Source organism: Methylobacterium sp. OAE515 (assembly GCF_041806315.1).
GTDB classification, from domain to species: Bacteria; Pseudomonadota; Alphaproteobacteria; order Rhizobiales; family Beijerinckiaceae; genus Methylobacterium; species Methylobacterium tardum.
On record NZ_JBGMUV010000001.1, the window covers coordinates 3246378 to 3267800 of the forward strand.

The 21423-nt window shown below is 70.1% G+C and carries 13 protein-coding genes; 6 read left to right on the forward strand and 7 right to left on the reverse strand.

All coding sequences use genetic code 11. From position 1 onward, the window contains the following. The first annotated feature begins 59 nt into the window (after positions 1-59). Complete coding sequence (locus ABIE45_RS15970) at positions 60-1550, forward strand: alkaline phosphatase family protein (protein ID WP_192708781.1); 1491 nt, start codon at positions 60-62, stop codon at positions 1548-1550. 194 nt (positions 1551-1744) lie between these two features. Beyond that, complete coding sequence (locus ABIE45_RS15975; RefSeq protein ID WP_373622376.1) at positions 1745-2929, forward strand: polysaccharide biosynthesis/export family protein; 1185 nt, start codon at positions 1745-1747, stop codon at positions 2927-2929. A gap of 289 nt (positions 2930-3218) precedes the next feature. Here ABIE45_RS15975 and ABIE45_RS15980 read toward each other — a convergent pair whose 3' ends face one another. After that, positions 3219-4586, reverse strand: coding sequence for an aminotransferase class I/II-fold pyridoxal phosphate-dependent enzyme (locus ABIE45_RS15980; protein WP_192710974.1), 1368 nt, complete (start codon positions 4584-4586; stop codon positions 3219-3221). Further along, entirely contained in the window at positions 4583-12025 is a 7443-nt protein-coding gene (locus ABIE45_RS15985) for a type I polyketide synthase (protein ID WP_192710975.1), read from the reverse strand. The genes ABIE45_RS15980 and ABIE45_RS15985 overlap by 4 nt, the downstream gene beginning before the upstream one ends. Positions 12026-12808: 783 nt before the next feature. Here ABIE45_RS15985 and argB point away from each other — a divergent pair. From argB to rplS, 3 genes are all read left to right on the forward strand, one after another. Beyond that, on the forward strand, positions 12809-13702 hold the full coding sequence (gene argB, locus ABIE45_RS15990; RefSeq protein ID WP_012317957.1) for an acetylglutamate kinase: 894 nt from the start codon (positions 12809-12811) through the stop codon (positions 13700-13702). A 155-nt stretch (positions 13703-13857) separates the two neighbouring features. Then, positions 13858-14598 carry a pyrimidine 5'-nucleotidase gene (locus tag ABIE45_RS15995; protein WP_192711042.1) on the forward strand — a complete coding sequence of 247 codons (741 nt, stop codon included), beginning with the start codon at positions 13858-13860 and terminating at the stop codon, positions 14596-14598. Between the two features lie 392 nt (positions 14599-14990). Then, a complete protein-coding gene (rplS, locus tag ABIE45_RS16000; protein ID WP_192710976.1) occupies positions 14991-15392 on the forward strand; it encodes a 50S ribosomal protein L19 in 402 nt (133 codons plus the stop codon). 113 nt (positions 15393-15505) lie between these two features. On the opposite strand, the gene ABIE45_RS16005 is transcribed toward rplS, so the two are convergent. From ABIE45_RS16005 to ABIE45_RS16020, 4 genes are all read right to left on the reverse strand, one after another. After that, positions 15506-17113, reverse strand: a complete 1608-nt coding sequence (locus tag ABIE45_RS16005; protein WP_373622378.1) for a methyl-accepting chemotaxis protein — start codon at positions 17111-17113, stop codon at positions 15506-15508. 482 nt (positions 17114-17595) lie between these two features. Continuing rightward, complete coding sequence (locus ABIE45_RS16010) at positions 17596-17979, reverse strand: RidA family protein (RefSeq protein ID WP_192710978.1); 384 nt, start codon at positions 17977-17979, stop codon at positions 17596-17598. Then, the gene (locus ABIE45_RS16015) at positions 17976-19190 is read right to left on the reverse strand and encodes a lytic murein transglycosylase (protein WP_192710979.1); all 1215 of its coding nucleotides are present in this window, start codon (positions 19188-19190) and stop codon (positions 17976-17978) included. Before ABIE45_RS16015 ends, ABIE45_RS16010 begins: the two co-directional genes overlap by 4 nt. 118 nt (positions 19191-19308) lie before the next feature. After that, complete coding sequence (locus tag ABIE45_RS16020; protein ID WP_192710980.1) at positions 19309-19962, reverse strand: TetR family transcriptional regulator; 654 nt, start codon at positions 19960-19962, stop codon at positions 19309-19311. A 93-nt stretch (positions 19963-20055) separates the two neighbouring features. Between ABIE45_RS16020 and ABIE45_RS16025 the strand changes: the two genes are divergently transcribed. Next, entirely contained in the window at positions 20056-20727 is a 672-nt protein-coding gene (locus ABIE45_RS16025) for an O-methyltransferase (protein WP_192710981.1), read from the forward strand. Between the two features lie 83 nt (positions 20728-20810). Here the strand turns inward: ABIE45_RS16025 and leuD are convergent, their stop codons facing one another. After that, entirely contained in the window at positions 20811-21413 is a 603-nt protein-coding gene (leuD, locus tag ABIE45_RS16030; protein ID WP_192710982.1) for a 3-isopropylmalate dehydratase small subunit, read from the reverse strand. Positions 21414-21423: the final 10 nt, after the last annotated feature.

Here is a 21423-nt window from a genome sequence, read left to right on the forward strand (position 1 = left end):
TTCCCGCCGGACCTTAGCCCGGCGGCGAGCAGGCCCGTCTCCAGCCGAGTGCCCGAGTCTTGACGACCTTCCTCATTGCCACCGGCCTCGCGCTCGCCGTCTGCCTAGCCCTGGAGGTGCTCGTCGGCGACGCGATCACCCGGGCGAGCCTCGCGCCGCGCGACCTCGGCCTGCGGCTCACCGGCTACCTGCTGATCCTGCTGTTCTGGTTCGAATTCTCCTGGCGGCCCTGGCTCGCCGGGCTGACCTGCGTGATCACCGTGGCGATCCTGATCGTCGTCAGCCGCGCCAAGCGCTCGGTGATCGGCGAGCCGCTGCTGTTCAGCGATTTCGCCCTGCTGCCGCAGGTGCCGCGCCACCCGCAGCTCTACTACATCCCGCCGCTGTGGGATCCGCGCATCTCCGTGCCCGTTCTGCTCACCCTGGCCGCCACCGTGCTGTGGTACCGGACCGAGCCGAGCGTGCTGCCCGACTCCACTCTGCCGCGCATCCTCGCCCTGCTCGGCCTGCCGCTGCTGCTCTGGCTGATGGTCAAGGCCGCGCCGCGCCCGCCGCTTTCCAGGCTGATCGCCCGCTGGTTCCCGAGCCCCGACCTGGAAGCGGACGTGGCCCGGGTCGGCCTTCCGGCGAGCCTGCTCGGCTACACCGCCCGGGCGCTGGCCGGGGGCGAGCCGGTGCCCGAAGCGCCGACGCTGCCCCCCGGGCCGGGCGACGACGTCGTGGTGGTGGTCCAGCTCGAATCCTTCATCGACCCGGAGCGGCTCGGCGGTGCGGCGCTGCCGGCGATGGAGCTGTTCCGGACGCGGGCCGCGCAGTACGGCCGTCTTCAGGTCCCGGCGCACGGCGCCTACACGATGCGCAGCGAGCACGCGGTGCTCACCGGCCGGCCCTCCGAAAGCCTCGGCTTCGGCCGGTACGATCCCTACACGTCCCGGAGCGGCGACGAGCCGACGAGCCTCGCCCGTCTCGCTCGGGCCCGGGGCTACGCGACCCTGTTCCTCCATCCGTTCCACCGGGACTTCTTCCGCCGGGCGAAGATCATGGAGGCGTTCGGCTTCGCCGACCTCGTGATGGGTGAGGCCTTCGCGGAGGCGCCGCGGGTCGGTCCGTATGTCGGTGACGTCGCCCTGGGCGAGCGCCTGCTGGCCGAGGTGCGGGCCCGACCGACGCCGCTGTTCCTGTTCTGCGTCACCATGGAAAATCACGGTCCCTGGAAGCCCGGTCGGCTGCCCGGGCTCGACGACCCGCAGGCGCAGTATCTCCACCACGTCGCCAATACCGGGCGGATGGTCGAGGCCCTCGTGGCGGGACTTGATGCCCTGGCCCGCGAGCGTCGCCAGACGATGACGCTCTGCGTGTTCGGCGACCACGCGCCCTCTCTGCCGACTTGCAAGCCGGGCTTCGGCGGCCGGACCACCGAGTACGCCCTGTTCCGCTTCGGCCGCGCGTCGGACACGCCGCGCCGGGTCGATATCCCCGCCGATGCCTTGGGGCGGGCACTGCGCGGCGCCCTCGCCGCCGCGCCTGCGGACATGTCCGTTCGGACATGATAAGGTTAAGCTTGCACGCCATAAGCGTGGCCGTGCCACGCTGGTGACGCATTGCCGACCGATAGCGCGACCGTCCGCGAGACGGCCGCAGGTTCGGCGCGGCCGTTAAAGCGATCGCAGCGTTTGGCGGTCAAACTGGATGTCCCGGCCCATGCCAGCGATGGCAGGAGGTTCGGCGAGGAGAAGTCTCTGTGATGCTGCGTAAGACGACGCGCACCGCCTTCGTGGCCGCACTGGCGGCGGGATCGATCGGCGGCTGCACGTACCTGCCCGCGGCGGGTCCGACGGCGAGCGCGATCCAGGCGGGAGCGGAGGTGGCGACCGCCGACGGCGGGCTGCTGGCGCGCTACGAGATCATCGACGTCACGCCGAGCGTGGTCGAGGCCCTGCGCGGCCGGCCGCTGGACAGCCTGCTCGCCTCGTTCGGCGATCACCGCCCCTCGACCGAGCCGGTCATCGGCATTGGCGACATGGTCTCGGTCTCAGTCTGGGAAGCCGGCTCCGGCGGCCTGTTCTCCGGGCCGCTGGTCGCCGACCGGTTCTCGGCCGGCTCCAAGTCCGCCCTGATCCCCGAGCAGCCGGTCGGGCGCGACGGCGCCATCTCGGTGCCCTATGCCGGCCGCATCAAGGTCGCCGGCCGCCGCACCCAGGACGTGCAGGCGCTGATCGAGACCGAACTCGCCGGCAAAGCCATCCAGCCGCAGGTGCTGGTCTCGGTCACCCGGCCGATCAGCCAGGCCGTGACCGTCACCGGCGAGGGCGCGTCCGGCGCCCGCCTGCCGCTCTCGGGCCACGGCGACCGCATCCTCGACGTCATCGCCGCCGCCGGCGGCAACCGCGCGCCGGTCAACGAGACCTTCGTGCGGCTGTCGCGCGGGCCGGTCACCGCCACGGTGCCGCTGACCACGGTGGTGTCCAACCCCAAGGAGAACATCTACCTGCGGCCCAACGACGTGCTCACGCTGGTGCGCGATCCGCAGACCTTCATCGCGGTCGGCGCGCTCGGCAACAGCACCGAGCTGCCGTTCCAGGCCGACGGCATCACCCTGGCGCAGGCGCTCGCCAAGGCGCGCGGCCTGTCGGACTTCGCCGCCGACCCGGCCGGCACGTTCATCTTCCGCTTCGAACCCGCCAGCGTCGTGCGCCGGCTCAGCCCGGGCTCGCGGCTGCTCGGCACGCCGCTCGTGCCGGTGGTCTACCGGATCGACATGCGCGACCCCAACAGCCTGTTCGTCTCCCAGGCGTTCCGGATGCGCAACCGCGACCTCATCTACGTCTCGAACGCGCCGTTCACCGAGGTCTCCAAGGTGCTCTCCGCCTTCAGCAGCGCCACCGGGCCGCTCTCCTCGGTCGCGACCGCTTACTACTACGCGAAGTAAGGTGCGGCGCCGGCCTGCGGACCGGCGACCATCGGAGCGTCAATCCCGCGATGGTCCTGTGGCATTGCCGGCCTTTCGAGCGGAGCCAGGCAGCCCAGAGGCGCCACATCTCCCGATGTGGCGCTGTCATGGTTCACATCGCTCTGCTCGTGATGACGGAGAGGCTGCGCTGATCTGATTTGCAACTGCTCCTTGCCTGAATGCGAAACGGGGCGCGGATTCCATCCGCGCCCCGTTTCGCATTGCAATGTTCGATCCGGGATCCCGTGCTCTGGATCCCGGCCGCTTGTCACACCCGCTTGGCGAGCAGCTGCTCGATCAGCGAGCCGCCCTTGTCGATCGCCGCCAGCTCCTCGGCCACCGCGTTCACCGTGTCGCGGATCTGGTCGGGGGTGTGCTCGGAGGTCAGGAAGAAGCGCAGCCGCGAGGCCCGCTCCGGCACCGCCGGGTGGATGATCGGCTGGACGTTGATGCCCCGGCGGAACAGCCGGTCCGACAGGGTGACGGCCTTCAGCGAGTCGCCGACGATGATCGGCACCACCGCGAGACCCAGGCTGAAGCCGGTGTCGAGCCCGAGCTTCTTGGCGGTCGCCAGGAACAGCGTGCCGTTCTGGCGCAGGCGCTCGACCCGCTCCGGCTCGGCATGCATCACGGCGAGCGCCGCCTCGGCGGCCGCAGCGAGCGGCGGTGACATGCCAACGCTATAGACGAAGCCACCGGCCGAGTGCTTCAGGTACTCGATCAGCGCGATCGGGCCGCAGATGTAGCCGCCGCAGGTCGAGAGCGTCTTCGACAGCGTGCCCATCCAGATGTCGACCTCCTTGGGGTCGACACCGCAATGCTCGAACAGGCCCGCACCGGTCCGGCCGGTGACGCCGAGGCCGTGGGCCTCATCGACCATCAGCCACGCGTCGTAGCGCTTCTTGAGCGCGACGAGCCCGGCGAGGTCCGGCGCGTCGCCGTCCATGCTGTAGAGGCCCTCGACCACGATCAGCGCCCGGCGGTGCTCGTGGCGGGTCGACTGGAGTAGGGTCTCCAGGGCGTCGAGGTCGTTGTGCGCGAAGGAGCGCCGTTGCGCGCCCGAGAGCTGGGCGCCGGTGACGATGCTGTTGTGAGACAGCGCGTCGTGGAAGATCACGTCGCCCGCTTCCAGGAGGGCGCCGATGGTCGTGACGTTGGTGGCGTGCCCGCTCACCATCACCACACAGCCCTCGGAGTGGTAGTGCTTGGCCAGCGCCTGCTCGAGGCTGATGTGCCCGGGCCGCTCGCCCGCGACCACGCGGCTCGCCGACGCGGAGGTACCGTAGGCCTCGATCGCCTCCCGGGCGGCGTTGCTCACCCGCGGGTGGCCGTTCAGGCCGAGGTAATCGTAGGATGAGAAGTTGGTGAAGCTCTTCTGGTCGATCCGCGTCGTGGCCCCGGCCTTGGCGTCGTGGACGCGGAAGAACGGGTTGCCCAGGCCGATCAGATCGGCCGCCTGGCGCTGGAGCTTCAGCTCACGGTAGCCCGGCAGATTCTCGAAGTTCTGCGCCGCCGACTTGCCGGCCGGGGAGGCCGCCTTGACGGGGGCTGGGCGCGGCGTGGCGCGCCCGAGCCGGTTGGTCACGAAGCCGGCGAGCGCCGCGCGCCCGCCGTCCGGCCGTGCCGTATCGGTCATGAGTTGGTCTCTTTGATTCCGCTGGACGTCTGCTCGATGAGTTCCTTGAGCGGCGCGATCATCTGCGCATCGACCTCACCGCCGACATGCTTCGAGACAAGGCTCATCGCGACGCCGGCCGCCTCGTCCATGGGCGCGGAAACCGCCTGAATTAAGGACTCCGACAGCTCGTTGACGGTCATGCCCGAGGACAGGCCCGCGGGCGGCGCGTCGAGGGCGAAGCGCTCCTGCAGACTGGCGCCGAGTTCGACGCCCATCAGCGAGTCGAGGCCGATCTCCGAGAGCTGGCGCACGCGGCTGATATCGTCCTTCGGCAGGCGCAGGATGCGGGCGATGTCCTCGACGATCGCGTCCGACACGGTCTTGCGGACCACGTCGAGGTCGCCGCCCTTGAGGAGCGCCGCGATGTTGATCGCCTGAACACCGCCGGCCTCGGCCTGCTGGTCCGACCCGAGTTCGGCGTAGCTCGGCGAGCGCATGGTGGCGAGACGCTCGCGCGCCTTCCCCCAGTGCATCGCCGCGATGGCGATGACCGCCTCGTCGGGGGACGCGCCCTGGCTGCCCAGAGCCTCGGCCATCAGATCGAGGCAGCGGCGGGCCTCCATCGGCGTGACGCCGACGCGGCCGGCGAGGCCCTCCATGACCGCCTTGTTGCGGGCGAGCATGCCGACATCACCGATGGCACCCCAGGCTACCGCCAGAGCGGGCAGGCCACGGCGGCGACGCTGCCGCGCCAGCCCCTCCATGAAGCCGTTGGCGGCCACATAGGAGCCCTGGCCCGGATTGCCGATGAAGGTCGTCGCCGAGGAGAACAGGACGAAGTAGTCCAGGCTCCGGTCGCGGGTCGCGGCATCGAGGTGCTGCGCGCCGACCACCTTCGGGCCGATTACCGCGTCGAGCGCCGCGGCGTCGATGTTGGAGATCAGGCCATCCTGCAGCACCGCCGCCGCGTGGAGCACGCCGGCCAGCTTCTTGCCGCCCTGCTCGATCCCGGCGATGAGCCGGTCCACCGAGGCGCGGCTGGTGATGTCGACGGCCTTGGCCTCGACGGTCACGCCGCGCGCGGTGAGCTCCGCGACGATTGCCTTGGCCTCGTCGGTGGCCGCGCCCTTGCGGCCGGCGAGCACGAGGTGCTTGGCACCGCGGTCGATCAACCACCGCGCCGCTTCCAGGCCGAAGCCGCCGAGACCGCCGGTCAGCAGGTGGACACCCTCGGCCGAGACCGTGAACGGCCGGGCCGTATCCTTCATGATCGTGCCGGATTTGGGCGGGCTGATCACGATCTTACCGATGTGGCCGGACTGCTGCATCAGCCGGAACGCGTCCGAGGTCTCGGCCGCCGTGAAGGGCTGGTACGGCAGGGGCTTCAGGCCGCCGTCGTTGAACAGCGCCATGACCTCGCGGAACATCCGCGCGCCGTCGTCGCCCTGGTGCTGAATCACCTGGTCTAGGTCGACGCCGAAGTAGCTGAGGTTCCGCCGGAATGGGCGCAGGCCGATATGGGTGTTGGCGACGTAGTCGCGCTTGCCCAGCTCGACGAAGCGGCCGAACGGCCGGAGCGCGTTGAGCGAGCGCTCCATCGCCTCGCCGAACAGGCTGTTCAGCACGATGTCGACGCCGTCGCCGGTGATCGCCCGGACCTCGTCCACGAAGGCGAGGGAGCGGGAGTCGAGCACGTGCTCGGCGCCCAGCGCCTTCACGAGCGCCCGCTTCTCGCGCGAGCCCGCGGTGGCGATGACCCGCGCACCCTTGAGCTTGGCGATCTGCAGGGCCGCGAGGCCGACGCCGCCCGCGCCACCATGGACCAGCACCCACTCGCCGCGCCGCATCCGGGCGCAGGAGACGAGGCCGTAATAGGCGGTGAGGAAGGCCACCGGCACGGTGGCGGCCGCCATCGGGTCGAGGCCCTGCGGCATCGGCGCGACGACAAGGTCCGGCACCACGATGTGGGTCGCGAAGCCCGACTGGGCGAAGGCGACGACCGGGTCCCCGACCTTGAAGCCCTTCACGCCCGGGCCGACGGCCGTGACGCGACCGGCGCATTCGAGGCCGAGGCGGGGACCGGCGAAGCCGTCCTCCAGGATCTCCTCGGGGAGCATCGAGAGCGCCCAGAGCACGTCGCGGAAGTTGAGGCCGGTGGCCTCCACCGCGATCTCCATCTCGCCCTTGCCGGGGGCGCGGCGCTCGGCCGGACCCCAGACCATCTCGCTCAGGCCGCCGGTGTTGCTGCGCTCGAGCCGCGCGGCCTCGGCCGGGACCAGATCCGCCGGATCCCGGTGCTGCGGCCGACCGGCGTGGAAGCGCACGACCTGCGTCCGCTCGTCGTCCAGCACGATCTCGGTCTCCGGGGTGCCGGAGAGGATGAGGTCGCGCAGGCGCTCGGAGGCGCGCTTCGACGACATCTCGGGGGAGAGGTCAATGCGCCGGACGTCGAGGTTTGGGGCCTCGTTGGCGAGCGTGCGGGAGAAGGCCCACACGCCGGCCTCGATATTGGTGGTCTGGCCGCCGCGATCGCGGGTCGCCCCCGGCGCCACGACCCAGAGGCGGGTCTGACGGGTGCCGAGATGCTCGGAGCAGCGCTTGAGGCTGAGGCAGCGGTCGCGCAGCCGCTCGGCCGCCTCGCCGCCGCGGGTGAAGGCGCCGGCCAGGAACACCACCGTGTCGGGGGTCTCCTTCTCCAGCTCCATCAGCGAGGTCTCGGAGTCGAGGATGATCGAGACGTGCACGCCACCCGCGACCAGCAGGGTCGCCAGGGAGGAGGCGGTCTCGGCCGCGAACTCGTCGTCCGAACCGATGACGAAGGCGAAGCTCTGCGCCGGGGCCGGGCCCGGACGCACCGGCGCCTCGGCGGTCAGCAGCAGGTCGTCGCCGTTGGCGGAGGCCGCACGCTCGACCTCGACCTTGACCAGGCCGTGGGCGCTGAGCGTCCGCTGCCAGCCCTCGATATCCTCCAGCCGGCCCACGGGCAGGCCGCCTGCGGCCTCCTCGAACCAGCCGGCCGTGAGGCCGAACACGAGGTCGCGGAACAGGGAAGCCCCCGGCTCCACGGCCACCAGCAGGCCACCGGTGGCGAGCGCCCCGGCGAGCTGGCCAGGCAGGGCGCGGTCGCCGCGGTGCAGGCTGCCGGACGCCAGGATCAGGTCGAAGCTCGCCGGAGCGAGCTCCTCGGCGGTCTCGACCACGGCCGCGGCGCGGCCGAGGGACAGGCGGGCGCGCTCGGCGAGCCTGCGGTCGGTCTCGAAGACGGTGAGCCGGGCCTCGGCGGCGGCCGCGAAACTCGCGGTCTGCGCCGAGAGCGGGCCGAACCCGACCTGCAGAACCCGAAGCGCCCGCTCCTTCGGAAGCTGAGCATGGCTCCGCTCGATCAGGCTGGCGACCACGTCGGCGCCGTGGCGCGCGGTGGCGGAGCGCAGCACGAAGGCGTCGATCGCCCCCTGCGGCAGGGCCGGCGCGTCGGTCAGCTTCCCGGCGAGCAGCCGGTCGACCAGGGCTCCGACGTCGGCGATCAGCACCAGCTCGGCCGAGAGATCCGGGTGGTCACCCGCGATCCAGCGCATGATCTCGTCGGGCGCCGGCAGGGCGGAGCCGTCGCCCAGCGTCCAATTCTGGCCGGCGCGCTCGGCGAGGCCGCTGCTCTCGAGGGCGTAAAGGGCGTTCAGAAGCCAGGGGCGCAGAGCCTCCGGCACGCGGCTGTCGGTGACCGAGACGGTCTCGCCCTGCGCAAGCCCGGAGGCGAGGCGGTAGGCGAGCGACGTGGCCCAGCCCTCCAGCAGGAGGTGACCCGGCGACAGGGCGGCGTCGGACGGCCCCTTCGCTTCGGCGGCGAGTGGACGCAGCCGCGCGGCCACGCTCGGCCGGCGCTCCATCGGGATCGCGGTCGGCTCGGTGGCGAGTTCCGGGACCTGCGAGATCGCGAAGGCCGCGAGGTCGCCGCCGTTCTTGGCGCGCAGGGCCTGGAACCGGCCCTCGCGGATCGTGGCGACCACGGCGCCCTCGGCGTCGAGGAGCGTGAAGTCGGCCAGGATCGAGCGCTCGTTGCAGCGGCGGGTGCGGATGATCGAGCGGGCGATCACCGCGCCGGGGCGCAGCAGCCGGACCTCGCCGAAGCGCACCGGGATGTAGGCCTTACCGCCGTTCTCCCCGAGCAGGTCGGCGAACAGCAGGATCAGCCCGTGGAAGCAGGCGTCGAGCCGGTTCGGCACCAGGGCGTAGCGGCTGTCGGGCTCGGCCGGCAGCAGGTCGGACACGATGGTGGCGTCGTCCAGCCGGGCGCTCATGGCGACCTGCTGGAAGCTCGGCCCGAAGGCGAGCCCTGAGGCGAGGGCCTTGGCGTAGAGCGCATCGCCGGAGAGCACGTGCTCACCCGCGGTCTCGAAGCTGAAGCCGTCGAGGTCCGGAGTCTTCGGGGCCGAGAAGGTGCCCTCGACGATCTTGGCCTGGGCATGGAGTTGCCAGGGCGTCTGGGTCAGGCGCGGACGGCTTAGCACCTGGATGCCGTTGCCGGAGCCCGACAGACGCACCGCGACCTCGCGCAGGGCGTCCTCGGCGAACACCATCGGCGCGACGATCTCGAAGTCGGCCAGTACGACTTCGTCGTCGCGCAGCGCCTCGCGGACGCAGGACAGCGCCATCTCGACGAAGCCGGCGCCGGGCATGATCACTTGGCCGTCGACCTTGTGGTCTTCCAGCTCGGGCACGGTCGCCGGATCGACGAAGCCGTTCCACTCCAGGCCGTCGAAGGTGGTGCGCGACCCGATCAGCGGGTGGTAGGGGCGGGGGCTCATCGCGCCGACGCCCTCGGTGGTGTCGGCGAGGCGGAACGGCCGGCGCTGCCACGGATAGGTCGGCAGGCGCACGTCGCCCTTCGGCGCGTCGCCGAACAGCAGGGTCTCGTCGACCTGCGCGCCCTGGACCAGGGCGGCGCTGACCGCCTTGGCGATCGGATCGCCGCCGGAGGCCTTGCGGTGCATCACGCCGACCGTTGCGGTCTCGATGCCGAGTGGCTCGACCGCATCGCCGACATGGGACATCAGGGTCGCGCGCGGGCCGACCTCGACGAAGACGCGGGCGCCGCGGCGGGTGGCGTCCTGCACGGCCTCGGAGAACCGCACCGGTTCGCGGATGTTGCGCCACCAGTAGCCGGCGCCGAAATGGCTGCCGTCCAGCACCGAGCCGGTGACGGTCGAGACCATCGCGGTGGTGCCGGCCTGGGCCTTGAGCCCGGCAAGGTCGCGCAGCAGCGGCTTCTCGGTCGGGTCCATCAGCCTTCCGTGGAAGGCGTAGGCGAGGTCGAGCTTGCGCCCGCGGCGGCGCTTGCGCGACAGGGCCTTGAGGGCGGCGTCGATATCGGCCACCGGGCCCGCGACCGTGACGGCCTTCGGGCTGTTGTAGGCGGCGATGTCGAGGGTCGGGTAATCCTTGAGGAAGGTCTCGACCTCCTCGGACGGCATCAGCAGCACCGCCATGGTGCCCTGGCCGTGCGTCGTCTCCTGGTGGTGGCTGCGGTAGTAGATGACCCGGACCGCGTCCTCCAGGCTCAGGATGCCGGCGGCCTCGGCGGCCGCGATCTCGCCGACGCTGTGGCCGAGGACGTAGGACGGGATCAGGCCCTTGGCCTTGAGGGCGGCCGTGGAGGCGCTCTCGATGGCGAAGATCAGCGGCTGCGAGACGCTGGTCAGGACCAAGCGCTCGTCGAGGTCGTCGGCGTAGAGCGCGTCCTTCAGCGACCAGTCCGAATAGCCCTGGAACAGGGTGTCGATCCGGTCGAACGCCGCGCGGAAGGCCGCGTTCTCCTCATAGGCCTCGCGGCCCATGCCGGCCCACTGGCTGCCGTTGCCCGAGTAGACGAAGGCGACCTCGGCGACCCGATCGACCGCGGTGCCGGTGAAGGCGTCCTGGCTATCCTCGCCCTCGCCGACGGCGCGCAGGGCCGCGGCCACGTCGGCCTTGCCGTCCAGCGCGACGGCGAGGCGGGCCGGCATGCGCTCGCGGCGATGCGCCACGGCGGCCGCCATGGCGGCGGCCTGCGCGGGCTCGGCCTCGAGGCGCTCGGCGTAGTCGAGGGCGAGCTCGTTCAGCGCGGCCCGGCTCTGGGCCGAGAGCAGCAGCACCTGTGCGGACGATTTGGGAGCCGATTCGGCCGGCTTCGCCCAGGCGGGGGCGTCGGTGATGACGACGTGGGCGTTGGTGCCGCCGAAGCCGAAGGAATTCACGCCCGCGAAGCGCTCGCGCGAACCACGGCCGATCGGCATGGCCTCCCGCACCACGTGCAGGTTGAGCTCGTCGAACGGGATCTCGGGATTCAGCTCGGCCGCGTGCAGCGACGGCGGCACGAGGTCGTGCTCCAGCGCCAGCGTCGCCTTCATCAGGCCGGCGAGGCCCGAGACCGGCTCGGTATGGCCGATATTGGTCTTGATCGAGCCGATCGGCAGCGGCGCTTGGCGGCCGCGGCCGAGCTTCGAGCCGATGGCCGAGGCCTCGATCGGGTCGCCCACCGGCGTGCCGGTGCCGTGCGCCTCCATGAAGGCGAGGTCGTCGAGCCGGATCTCGGCCTCGCGATAGACCTTCTCTAGCAGGGCGCCCTGAGCGTAGCCCGAGGGGAGGGAGATGCCGGTGGTGCGCCCGTCGGAGTTGATCCCCGAGGCCGCCACCATGGCGCGGACCGTGGCGCCGTTGCGCCGCGCGGCCTCGGCCGATTGCAGCACGAACACAACGCCGCCCTCCGAGCGCACGTAGCCGTCGGCGTTCTTGGAGAACGCCTGGCACAGGCCGGTGCGCGAGAGCATCTGCGCGGTCGAGAAGCAGATGAAGTTGAACGGGCTCGCTAGGACATTGACGCCGGCGACGACGGCGGTGTCCACGCGGCCGGAGCGGATCGCCTGGACGGCGTTGTCGAAGGCGACGAGCGAGGACGAGCAGGCCGTGTCGACCGTGAAGCTCGGGCCCTTCAGGTCGAAGATGTACGAGATGCGGTTCGAGATGATCGAGAGCGTGTTGCCGGTCGCCGCGTAGGCGTCGCCCGACGGCGCATCGAGGATGCGCAGGTTGCCGTAATCGAGCGAGGAGGCGCCGACGAACACGCCGATATTGCTGCCGGCCACGCTCGACGGGCGCAGGCCCGCATCCTCGAGGGCTTCCCAGGTCAGCTCCAGCAGCATCCGTTGCTGCGGATCCATCTGCTCGGCCTCGCGGGGCGAGATGCCGAACACCGCCGGATCGAACGACCACACGTCGTCGATGACGCCCGCCGCCCAGGTGTAGCTCTTGCCGCGCTCATGGGCGCGCGGGTGGGCGAACCGCTCCAGGGAGAATCGGTCGGCCGGCACCTTGCTGACGGCGCAGCGTCCTTCGGACAGGAGTGACCACAGCCCATCGACGCTGGGGGCCCCGGGCAGTCGGCATGCGCGTCCGACGATCGCAATGTCTGTACGTTGTGTCACGTTCGGTTCGCACACGCTCGTTATCGGAAGTCGGCTCGGCTCTCGACGAGTGAGTACCCTCTCACCCCTTACTGTGGCACCATTGCGGTGTCCAACCAGCCCCAACGCGAGGTCATCCCTTCGCGGCGAAATTGCCGGAGGCTGTGACATGTATTCATCAGCAGCTTATCCAATTCCCGTGGCCACAATGCCAAGATTGGATGACTCGACCGGCTGTCGTAACGCTGGGACGATCATCAGAAAGCCACAGTTGCGCCGCGACGGCCGGACCCCGTCTACGTGCGGTGCGCCGGTTTGCCGAAGACATCTTCTCCGGGCCGGCGAGATCCGGACCTGAGGATGCCGGCACCCGGAGCGCGGCGGCGATGATCAAGACACGGCCTCCGCCCGGCGCTCTTCCCTTCGCCCGATGCAGCAACATGTGGATGCCCGGTTCGCGGCGCGCCGGGGACCGCCGGAATCGGCCGAGCCTGTCTCCGGGATCGCGCCGACAGAGCCCGCCTCGATGATCGCACTCCGCATCCGGCCCTCCCGGCAGCCCGCCCAGCGGCTTGCTGCAACGCAGCATGGTCCGAGTGCCGCGACGATGCAACCCGACCGCGTTTGGATCTCCTCCGGCCCTGCGCCCGGATGCAACAACCTGGTGGATGACCGTTTATCGACGGCGCACCCCCGCGCCCGCTTGGCGTGCGCACCGCTCCGATGCCGCTTCGCAGCGCGGGCGGCTTCCTGTAGAAGCGCCCCGCCCCCGAGACCCGACCCGAGGATCGGCGAAGGACTGCGATGACCGAATTGCCGAACGTGCACGTGCGCGCCGAGGTCCTGGCTCAGGCGCTGCCCCACATGCAGCGCTACGACCAGGAGATCGTGGTGATCAAGTATGGCGGCCACGCCATGGGCGACCGGGCCGCCGCCGAGGATTTCGCCGAGGACATCGTCCTGCTGGAGCAATCCGGTCTGAAGCCGATCGTCGTGCACGGCGGCGGACCGCAGATCGGCAAGATGCTCGACCGGCTCGGCATCCAGTCGGAGTTCCGCGGCGGCCTGCGCGTCACCGACGAGGCCACCGTCGAGGTGGTCGAGATGGTCCTGGCCGGCCTGATCAACAAGCAGATCGTCGGCTGGATCTCCGCCGAGGGTGGCCGGGCGGTCGGCCTGTGCGGCAAGGACGGCAACATGGTCCGGGCCAAGCGGGCGATGAAGACCGTCGTGGATCCCGAGAGCCACGTGGAGCAGACCGTCGATCTGGGCCTCGTCGGCGAGCCGGATCACGTGGAGCGCGGCGTCCTCGACGCCGTCCTGAAGGCCGAGCTGATCCCGGTCTTGGCGCCCGTCGCCTACGGGGCGGACGGGCAGACCTACAACGTCAACGCCGACACCTTCGCGGGCGCCATCGCGGGGGCGCTCCGGGCCAAGCGCCTGCTGCTGCTCACCGACGTTCCGGGTGTCCTCGACAAGGACAAGAAGCTGATTCCCGAGCTGACCGTGGAGGATTGCCGCCGCCTGATCGCCGACGGCACCATCACCGGCGGGATGATCCCGAAGATCGAGACCTGCATGTACGCGATTGAGCGGGGCGTGGAGGCGGTCGTCATCCTCGACGGCAAGGTCAACCACGCGGTGCTGCTGGAGCTGTTCACCGATTACGGCGCCGGCACCCTGATCCGGCGGGGCTGAGCGCCGCACCAGGACCGGTCCCATCGGCGGGGCGGCAACTTCCGCCCTGCCGGCGCATTGTCGTGCCCCGGACCGACCTCGTGCAGGCCGGCCTTGCGAGCTTGACCGTCTCGGTCCAGACTTGTCCACAGGGGACCACGAGCCAAAGGGATCCGGTGCACCACCCCGACAAGGCCCAGTTCACCACCGCCGCGGCGCGCGGCTTCGCAGATGTCGACACCTGGGTGTTCGACCTCGACAACACGCTCTATCCGAGCGACGCCCGGGTCTGGCCGCAGGTCGACGAGCGGATCACGCTCTACGTCATGAAGCTCTACGGGCTGGACGGGATCTCGGCCCGCGCCCTCCAGAAGCACTTCTATCACCGCTACGGCACGACCCTGAAGGCGCTGATGGTCGAGGCCGGGGTCGATCCCCACGAGTTCCTCGACTTCGCCCACGACATCGATCACTCGACTATCAAGCTCGACCCGGATCTCGGTGACGCGATCGAGCGGCTGCCGGGGCGCAAGCTGATCCTCACCAACGGGTCGCGCCGGCACGCCGAGAACGTCGCGTCCAAGCTCGGCATCCTCGACCATTTCGAGGACGTGTTCGACATCGCCGCCGCCGATTTCGTCCCGAAGCCGGAGCGCTCGACCTACGAGCGGTTCCTCCGGACCCACGGGGTCGAACCGACCCGCGCCGCCCTGTTCGAGGACATCGCCCGCAACCTCGCCGTGCCGCATGACCTCGGCATGGCGACCGTACTGGTGGTCCCGAAGATCGCCGACCCCTACCGCGAGGCGTTCGAGCAGGAAGCGGTTCGCGACGCGCATATCGACCACATCACCGACGACCTGGCGGCTTTCCTGTCCGCCTGTGTGCTGCCCGAGGCCGGCGTGAAGCCGGCCTAGGACACCCTCCCGCAGGGAAACACTCCCGCCTGAAGGCAGGTCGCCGGCACAGGCTCACCGGGCCGGGGCATACGCCCTGTCATGCCCCGTCATTCCGGGGCCGCGCAGCGGAGCCCGGAGTCCAGAGCCGCCAGGGCGCTCAGACCTTCCACCGCCCGCGGATCTGGATTGCCGGCCTCCGGCATGCCCCTGCGGGTCCGGGCTCGCTTTCGGCGCCACAGAATGACGGGCCGGTATCATCACCATGACCCCGCCGGCCGATCGCGCCCGCGACCCAATCGACAAGCCGGCGACGATCCTGTAGAGAGCCGGCCAACTCACAACAGGATCGCCGAAATCCTGGCGCCGATCGCCCATGAGGGGCGAAACGGCGCGACGGCCGGAGCTATGCCATGAACATCATCGAGCAGCTGGAGCGCGAGGAAGTCGCGCGCCTCGCCAAGACCATCCCGGATTTCGAGCCGGGCGACACGCTCATCGTCAACGTCCGCGTCAAGGAAGGCGAGCGCACCCGCGTTCAGGCCTACGAGGGCGTCTGCATTGCCCGCTCGGGCGGTGGCCTCAACGAGAGCTTCACGGTTCGCAAGATCTCTTACGGTGAGGGCGTCGAGCGCGTCTTCCCGGTGCATTCCCCGATGATCGATTCGATCAAGGTGGCCCGCCGCGGCAAGGTGCGCCGCGCCAAGCTGTACTACCTGCGCGACCGCCGCGGGAAGTCGGCCCGTATCGTCGAGCGGACCGATCGCTACAAGGCCAAGGACACGCCGGCCGGGGCGCCCGCCGCCGCCGAGTAAGCTGCCCGGGCGCCCGCTCCAACAAGCGGTGACCCTGTTTTCAGACCGGTCCGGCTCAGCCGGGCCGGTTTTTTCATGGCCGATCGTCCTGCTCGTCCGCTGATACGCGGCACTCAGGCGGCCCGGATGCCATCGAGGAACCGCTGGATCTCGGCGGAGAGCCGCTCGGACTTGCGCGCCATGCCGCGTGCGGTGCCGAGCACCTGCTCGGCCGCGCCGCCCGTCTCCTCGGCCCCCTTCGACACGTCGGCGATGTTGCCGGTGACCGCCTCGGTGCCCTCCGCGGCCCGCGCGACGCTGCGCACGATCTCCTCGGTGGTCGCGCCCTGCTGCTCGATCGCGACCGCGACCGTCGTCGCGAGCCCGCTCACTGCGTCCACGGTCCGGCCGATCCCCTGGATCGCGTCGACGGCCTGCCGGGTCGAGGCCTGAACCGCGCCGATTCGCGCCGCAATCTCCTCGTTGGCGGCCGCGGTCTGCTCGGCCAGCGCCTTGACCTCGGCCGCCACGACCGCGAAGCCCCGGCCCGCCTCGCCGGCCCGGGCCGCCTCGATGGTGGCATTGAGCGCCAGCAGGTTGGTCTGACGGGCGAGGCCGGCGATCAGGCTGGCGACCGCGCCGATCTGCTCGGCCCCGTCGGCGAGGTCACCCACGAGGGCGTTCGTGCGCTGGGCCTCGGTCGCCGCCTGCGCCGTCCGGGCCGAGGATTGCGCCATCTGCCCGGAAATCTCCTGGATGGTGAGCGCCATCTCCTTGGTGGCGGCGGCAACGCTCTGAACGCTTCCGGCCGTCTCCTGCGCGGCCTCTGCCATGCGCGCGGCCCGCGCGCTCGTGTGCGACGCGGTCCGCGTCATCGCCTCGGCGGCCGCCTGCATCTCCGTGGCCGCCGCCGCGACATCCGTCATCAGGATTCCGGCCTGGGTCTCGAACGCCTGGGTCAGGTCGCCGAGGATCCGCGCATGCCGGGCCTCGGCCTCCGCCGCGCGCACAGCCGCCCGGTCGAGCTCGGCCTTGTCGATCAGCGCCTGGCGGAACACCTCGACGGCGCCGGCCATCTGGCCGATCTCGTCGGTCCGGTCGAGCCCGGAGACCGGACCGGCGACATCCCCGCCGGCGAGGGTCTGCATGCGGCGACCGAGTTGGTCGAGGGGGCGCGTGATGCTGCGCCCGATCAGGACCGAGCCGGCAATCCCGAGGGCGCCGACGCCGAGGAGGAGGCCGATCGCCGCGAACGCGAGCGAGAAAAAGGCAGCCCGGATGTCATCGGTGTAGGTCCCGGCTGCGATCACGATGTTCCAGGGCTGGTACCTGACAGCGAACGTGGTCTTCGCGTACAGACCCTCATGTCCGGGCCGAGCGTATTGATACGTCATCATGGCCGTATCGGACGTCTTCAGCAGGTCCATAAGCGTCCCGGCCACGCGCACGCCGTTGACCCGGGTCTCCAGCTGATTGCTGCCGACAAGTCTGCGATCGGGAACCGCCACGGCCGTGCCGTCCATCGCGTAGATGGCGACGTAATTGGTGCCGTCGTCGAAGCGCATGGCCATGGCGGTCTCGGCAAGCTCCGCCAGGGCCGCCTCCCGGCTCAGGGCCCCGTTCCTCACTCGGGTCTCGAGATTCTGCGCGTAGCTGGTGAACAGCTCCGTGATAGCGCGGAGCGATTGCAGCCGCTCGGACAGCGTCTCCTGGTAATACAGCCGCAGACCGGCAGCCCCCATAAGTGCAACAATTAATCCGGTGAGTGCAATTTGCGCCATGAGCCGACGCGATAAGCTATTCTTCCATAATTTAAAGAACATCATGCATTCCCGCAGATCGCCAACGTAAGCGATGCGGGTGCGCGATCTGGTAAATCTGGACGGACATGTCAAGAAAGCTTTTCAGATCAGGATTTAGATCTACAAGTTGCGCCAATGAGATCTGAAGATGAAACGAAGTGATCGCTCTCTTCGAAGCGGAACCGCCAGACCCCATGACGGGCCGTCATCCTGGAAGCGGAACCTGAGATCACCTCATCTCCGCGCGCCCGGAGGACGCGAACGGCCCCGCGGACCGGCTCGACCTTGCCCGGCCTCCGACGCGGGATCGGCGCCGGCCTGTGGGCTCTGGGGACGATCGGGCCGGTTGGCCGGATGCCGTTGCGGCCCAGCGGAACGGCGCGCCGGGCTTCGCCGCCGGCGCGATCCGGATCCGGACACCGCTACCCGATCCGCGCGGTGACCTCGATCTCGACGCGCATCTCGGGGCGCAGCAATCCGGCCACGATCACGATCGTGGCGGCCGGTCGAACATCGGCCAGCACCCGGCCGCAGACCGCCAGCACCGCCTCGGCATCGTTCCGGTCGGTGACGTAGTAGGTGGCGCGCACGATACCACTGAGGCTGGATCCGGCCTCTGCCAAGACGTCCCGGATCGTCCGCCAACAGGCCTCGGCCTGCGCGGCGGCGCCTTCCGGCATCGTCATCGTGGCATAGTCGTAGCCGGTCGTCCCGGACAGGTAGACGGTATCGCCGTCAACGACCGCCCGGGAGTAACCGTAATCCCGCTCGAACGGCGAGCCCGACGTGATCAGCCGTCGGCTCATCCGCCGCGCAGGGCTTCCAGCACCTTGCCGCCGGGCCGGCCGGTCGGGGTCATGCCGAGGCGACGCTCCACGTCCTTGATGGCATCCCGGGTCTTCTGGCCGACCTTGCCGTCCGGCTCGCCGACATCGTAGCCGCGGGCGGCCAAGCGGGTCTGGAGATCGCGCCGCTCGGCCCGCGACAGGGGCGGATCGTCGGTCGGCCACGCCGCCTGGACGCCGGCCTTGCCGCGCAGCCGGTCGGACAGGACCGCGATGGCGAGGCCGTAGGATTCGGCGGCGTTGTACGAGTAGATCGCGTCGAAATTCTTCGTCACCAAGAAGGCCGGGCCGTCGATTCCGGCGGGCGCGATAATCCCGGCGGGACCGTCGCCCGAGAGCGGGCGGCCATCCGCTCGGGTGACGCCCAGCGACGCCCAATGGGCGACCGGCTTCTTGTTCTTGCGCCCGGCGGCGCCGACGTTGAAGCCGCGGGGCAGCTTCACCTCGTAGCCCCAGACCTGGCTGTGCTGCCACTTGGCGACATGCAGGAAATTGGCGGTGGAGGCTACGGCGTCAGAAACCGAATCGACCACGTCGCGCCGACCGTCGCCGTCACCGTCCACGGCAAGGCGGTGATAGGTGGTGGGCATGAACTGGGTCTGGCCGAAGGCGCCGGCCCAGGAGCCGGTCAGCCGCTCCGGCGCGATGTCGCCGCGCTCGATGATCCGGAGGGTGGCGATCAACTCGCCGCGGAAGAAGTCCCGGCGGCGGTTGTTCGAGCAGGCCAGCGTCGCCAGGGATTGCACCAGCGGCATCTTGCCGAGATTTTTGCCGAAATTCGATTCGACGCCCCAGACCGCCGCGATCGTGTAGCGGTCGACCCCGTAGCGCGACTCGGCCTGGGCCAGAGCCGCCGCGTTCTGGCGCATGGCCGCGCGGCCGTCCTCGACCCGCTCGTCGTCGACCAGCGCCGCCATGTAGTCCCAGATCGGTGTCTTGAACTCGGGCTGCGCCTGGGACAGCTCGATGACCTTGTCGTCGTAGCTGATGCCGCTCGTGGCGGCCCGGAACGTCTGCGCCGAGACGCCGGCCGCGGCCGCCTGGGACTGGATGCCGGCGAGGCAGCTGTCGAAATCCGCCCATGCCGGCAGGCTCGCCAGCGGCAGGGCCGCGATGCCGGCGAGCAGCCCGAGCGCGCGCGCCAATCTCGGTCCCGTCGGGTGCTTCGGCATTCTGGCGATCCTCACGATGGGGGCGGAGTCTGGGCGCGGATTCAGGCGACATGAGGGTTAACGAAGCGTGTGACCCGGCTGCATCGCCGCGACCCTGAGCGCGGTCGGCGCACCGCGCTCAGCCCGGAGCGGCGGCCGGATCGTTGCGTCGGAGCCGCTCCAGATAGGCGCAGAGCATATCGGCCAGCGCGTCGGCATAGTCCTGCGGGGCCGCTTCCGTGGAGGCCTGCTCCGAGATGCGCTCGCCGACCTCGCCCAGGGCCATGGCGATGATCTCACCCGCCCGGAGCCGGTCCGGCTCGGCCGTGCCGGGGAGCGCCTCGCGCAGGAAATCCCGGAAGACTCGCGAGCCGGCCAGCTGCGGCTCCGCGGCCTCCGGCGCGTCCCGATAGTCCGGCGCCGCATCGTCGAGCGCCCGACGCATGGCCGCCTCCTCACATTCCGAGCGCACGAACGCGTGCACGGCGGCGCGCAGCCGCTCGCCCGGCGGCGTGTCGCGGGTTTCCAGAATGGCGGCGAGCCGCGCAGAGGTGTCCCGCCATTCATCGCTCTGCAGCTGGAACAGGATCGCCGCCTTGTTGGGGAAGTACTGGTAGAGCGAGCCGATGCTGACCCCGGCGCGCTCGGCGACGCGCGCGGTGGTGAAGCCCTGGGTCCCGACCTGCGCCAAAACCTGAGCGGCCGCCTCCAGGATGGCCGAAACGAGGTCGCTGGAGCGGGCCTGCCGGGGCTGTTTTCGTCTGGAAATTCCGAGACTTGGACGGTCAGCCATGGGGCGGGGCTCGGAACGCGAATAGCGAGGGTCAGGGCGCGCCGGTACTCTGCGTCTTGTTCAGACGAACGCCAAGGCGGAAAGCAACAGACCATGTCACGTCAGATCTCAACCCTCGCCGAACCCCCTGTCTCGACGGTGTTGGACAGTCTCTTCGCGCAAGCCGAGGCATCCTTACCGCTGACAGCCATCGCCGATCTTTCCCCGGACGAGCGGGCGCGGCTGATGGGCAGCAAGACCGGCTACCGTGACTTCTACGGCCGTCTCAAGGACATGCCGCTCGCGGTCTCCCGCGAGACCGGGCGGCTGCTCTACCTGCTGGCGCGCGGATGCCGCGCCCGCACGATCGTCGAGTTCGGCACCTCCTTCGGCCTCTCGACGCTCCACCTCGCCGCAGCCCTGCGGGATAACGGTGGAGGCCGGCTGATCACCTGCGAATTCGAGCCGTCCAAGGTGGTCCGGGCGCAGGCGAACCTGACCGCCGCCGGTCTCGCGGATCTCGTCGAGTTTCGTGAAGGCGACGCCCTCCAGATGCTGAGCCTCGACCTGCCGGACACGGTCGACCTGCTGCTGCTCGACGGCGCCAAGGGGCTCTATCCCGAGATCCTCAGTCTCGTGGAGGGCCGTCTCCGGCCGGGCGGCCTCGTCGTCGCCGACAACGCGGATGACAGTCCCGACTACTTGGCCCGGGTGCGCGCACCGACCAGCGGCTACCTGTCCGTCCCGTTCGCCGAGGATGTCGAGCTGTCGATGCGGCTCGGCTGAACGCCACGCCCCCCCGGGGGCTGATGGACGGCCGCCTCGGCACGCGGCGGCCGCCGTCCGGTGTCCTGGAGAGTTCGGGCCGATCAGGCCCATTCCCGCTGGGCGAGCTTCTGCTCGTAGGCGTCGATCGCCGAGGCGCGCTCCAGCGTCAGGCCGATCTCGTCGAGCCCGTTCAGCAGGTTGTGCCGTCGGCCGGCATCGATATCGAAATGCAGCTTGCCGCCGTCCGGCCCCTTGATGGTCTGGGACTCCAGGTCGACCGTCAAAGTCGCGTTCGCGCCGCGCTCGGCGTCCTCGAACAGCTTCTCTAGGTCCTCGGGCGACACGACGATCGCCAGGATGCCGTTCTTGGCGCAGTTGTTGAAGAAGATGTCGGCGAAGCTCGTGGAGATCACGCAGCGGATGCCGAAATCAGCGAGCGCCCAGGGGGCGTGCTCCCGCGACGAGCCGCAGCCGAAATTGTCGCCGACGACCAGGATCTTGGCGTTCCGGTAGGCGGGCTGGTTCAGCACGAAATCCGGGTTCTCCGAGCCGTCCTCGCGGTAGCGCATCTCGGCGAACAGGCTCTTGCCGAGGCCCGTCCGCTTGATCGTCTTGAGGTACTTGGCCGGGATGATCCGGTCGGTGTCGACGTTGATCGTCCGCATGGGCGCCGCGACGCCCTCCAGGATCGTGAACTTTTCCATCGTGTGACGG

What these genes read in the sequence shown, in the direction of transcription:
- ABIE45_RS15975 (WP_373622376.1), top strand. Translation starts at nt 1,745, where the DNA reads ATGCTGCGTAAGACGACGCGCACCGCCTTCGTGGCCGCACTGGCGGCG.
- ABIE45_RS15980 (WP_192710974.1), bottom strand. Translation starts at nt 4,586, where the DNA reads ATGACCGATACGGCACGGCCGGACGGCGGGCGCGCGGCGCTCGCCGGC.
- argB (WP_012317957.1), top strand. Translation starts at nt 12,809, where the DNA reads ATGACCGAATTGCCGAACGTGCACGTGCGCGCCGAGGTCCTGGCTCAG.
- rplS (WP_192710976.1), top strand. Translation starts at nt 14,991, where the DNA reads ATGAACATCATCGAGCAGCTGGAGCGCGAGGAAGTCGCGCGCCTCGCC.
- ABIE45_RS16005 (WP_373622378.1), bottom strand. Translation starts at nt 17,113, where the DNA reads ATGGGGGCTGCCGGTCTGCGGCTGTATTACCAGGAGACGCTGTCCGAG.
- ABIE45_RS16010 (WP_192710978.1), bottom strand. Translation starts at nt 17,979, where the DNA reads ATGAGCCGACGGCTGATCACGTCGGGCTCGCCGTTCGAGCGGGATTAC.
- ABIE45_RS16015 (WP_192710979.1), bottom strand. Translation starts at nt 19,190, where the DNA reads ATGCCGAAGCACCCGACGGGACCGAGATTGGCGCGCGCGCTCGGGCTG.
- ABIE45_RS16020 (WP_192710980.1), bottom strand. Translation starts at nt 19,962, where the DNA reads ATGGCTGACCGTCCAAGTCTCGGAATTTCCAGACGAAAACAGCCCCGG.
- ABIE45_RS16025 (WP_192710981.1), top strand. Translation starts at nt 20,056, where the DNA reads ATGTCACGTCAGATCTCAACCCTCGCCGAACCCCCTGTCTCGACGGTG.
- leuD (WP_192710982.1), bottom strand. Translation starts at nt 21,413, where the DNA reads ATGGAAAAGTTCACGATCCTGGAGGGCGTCGCGGCGCCCATGCGGACG.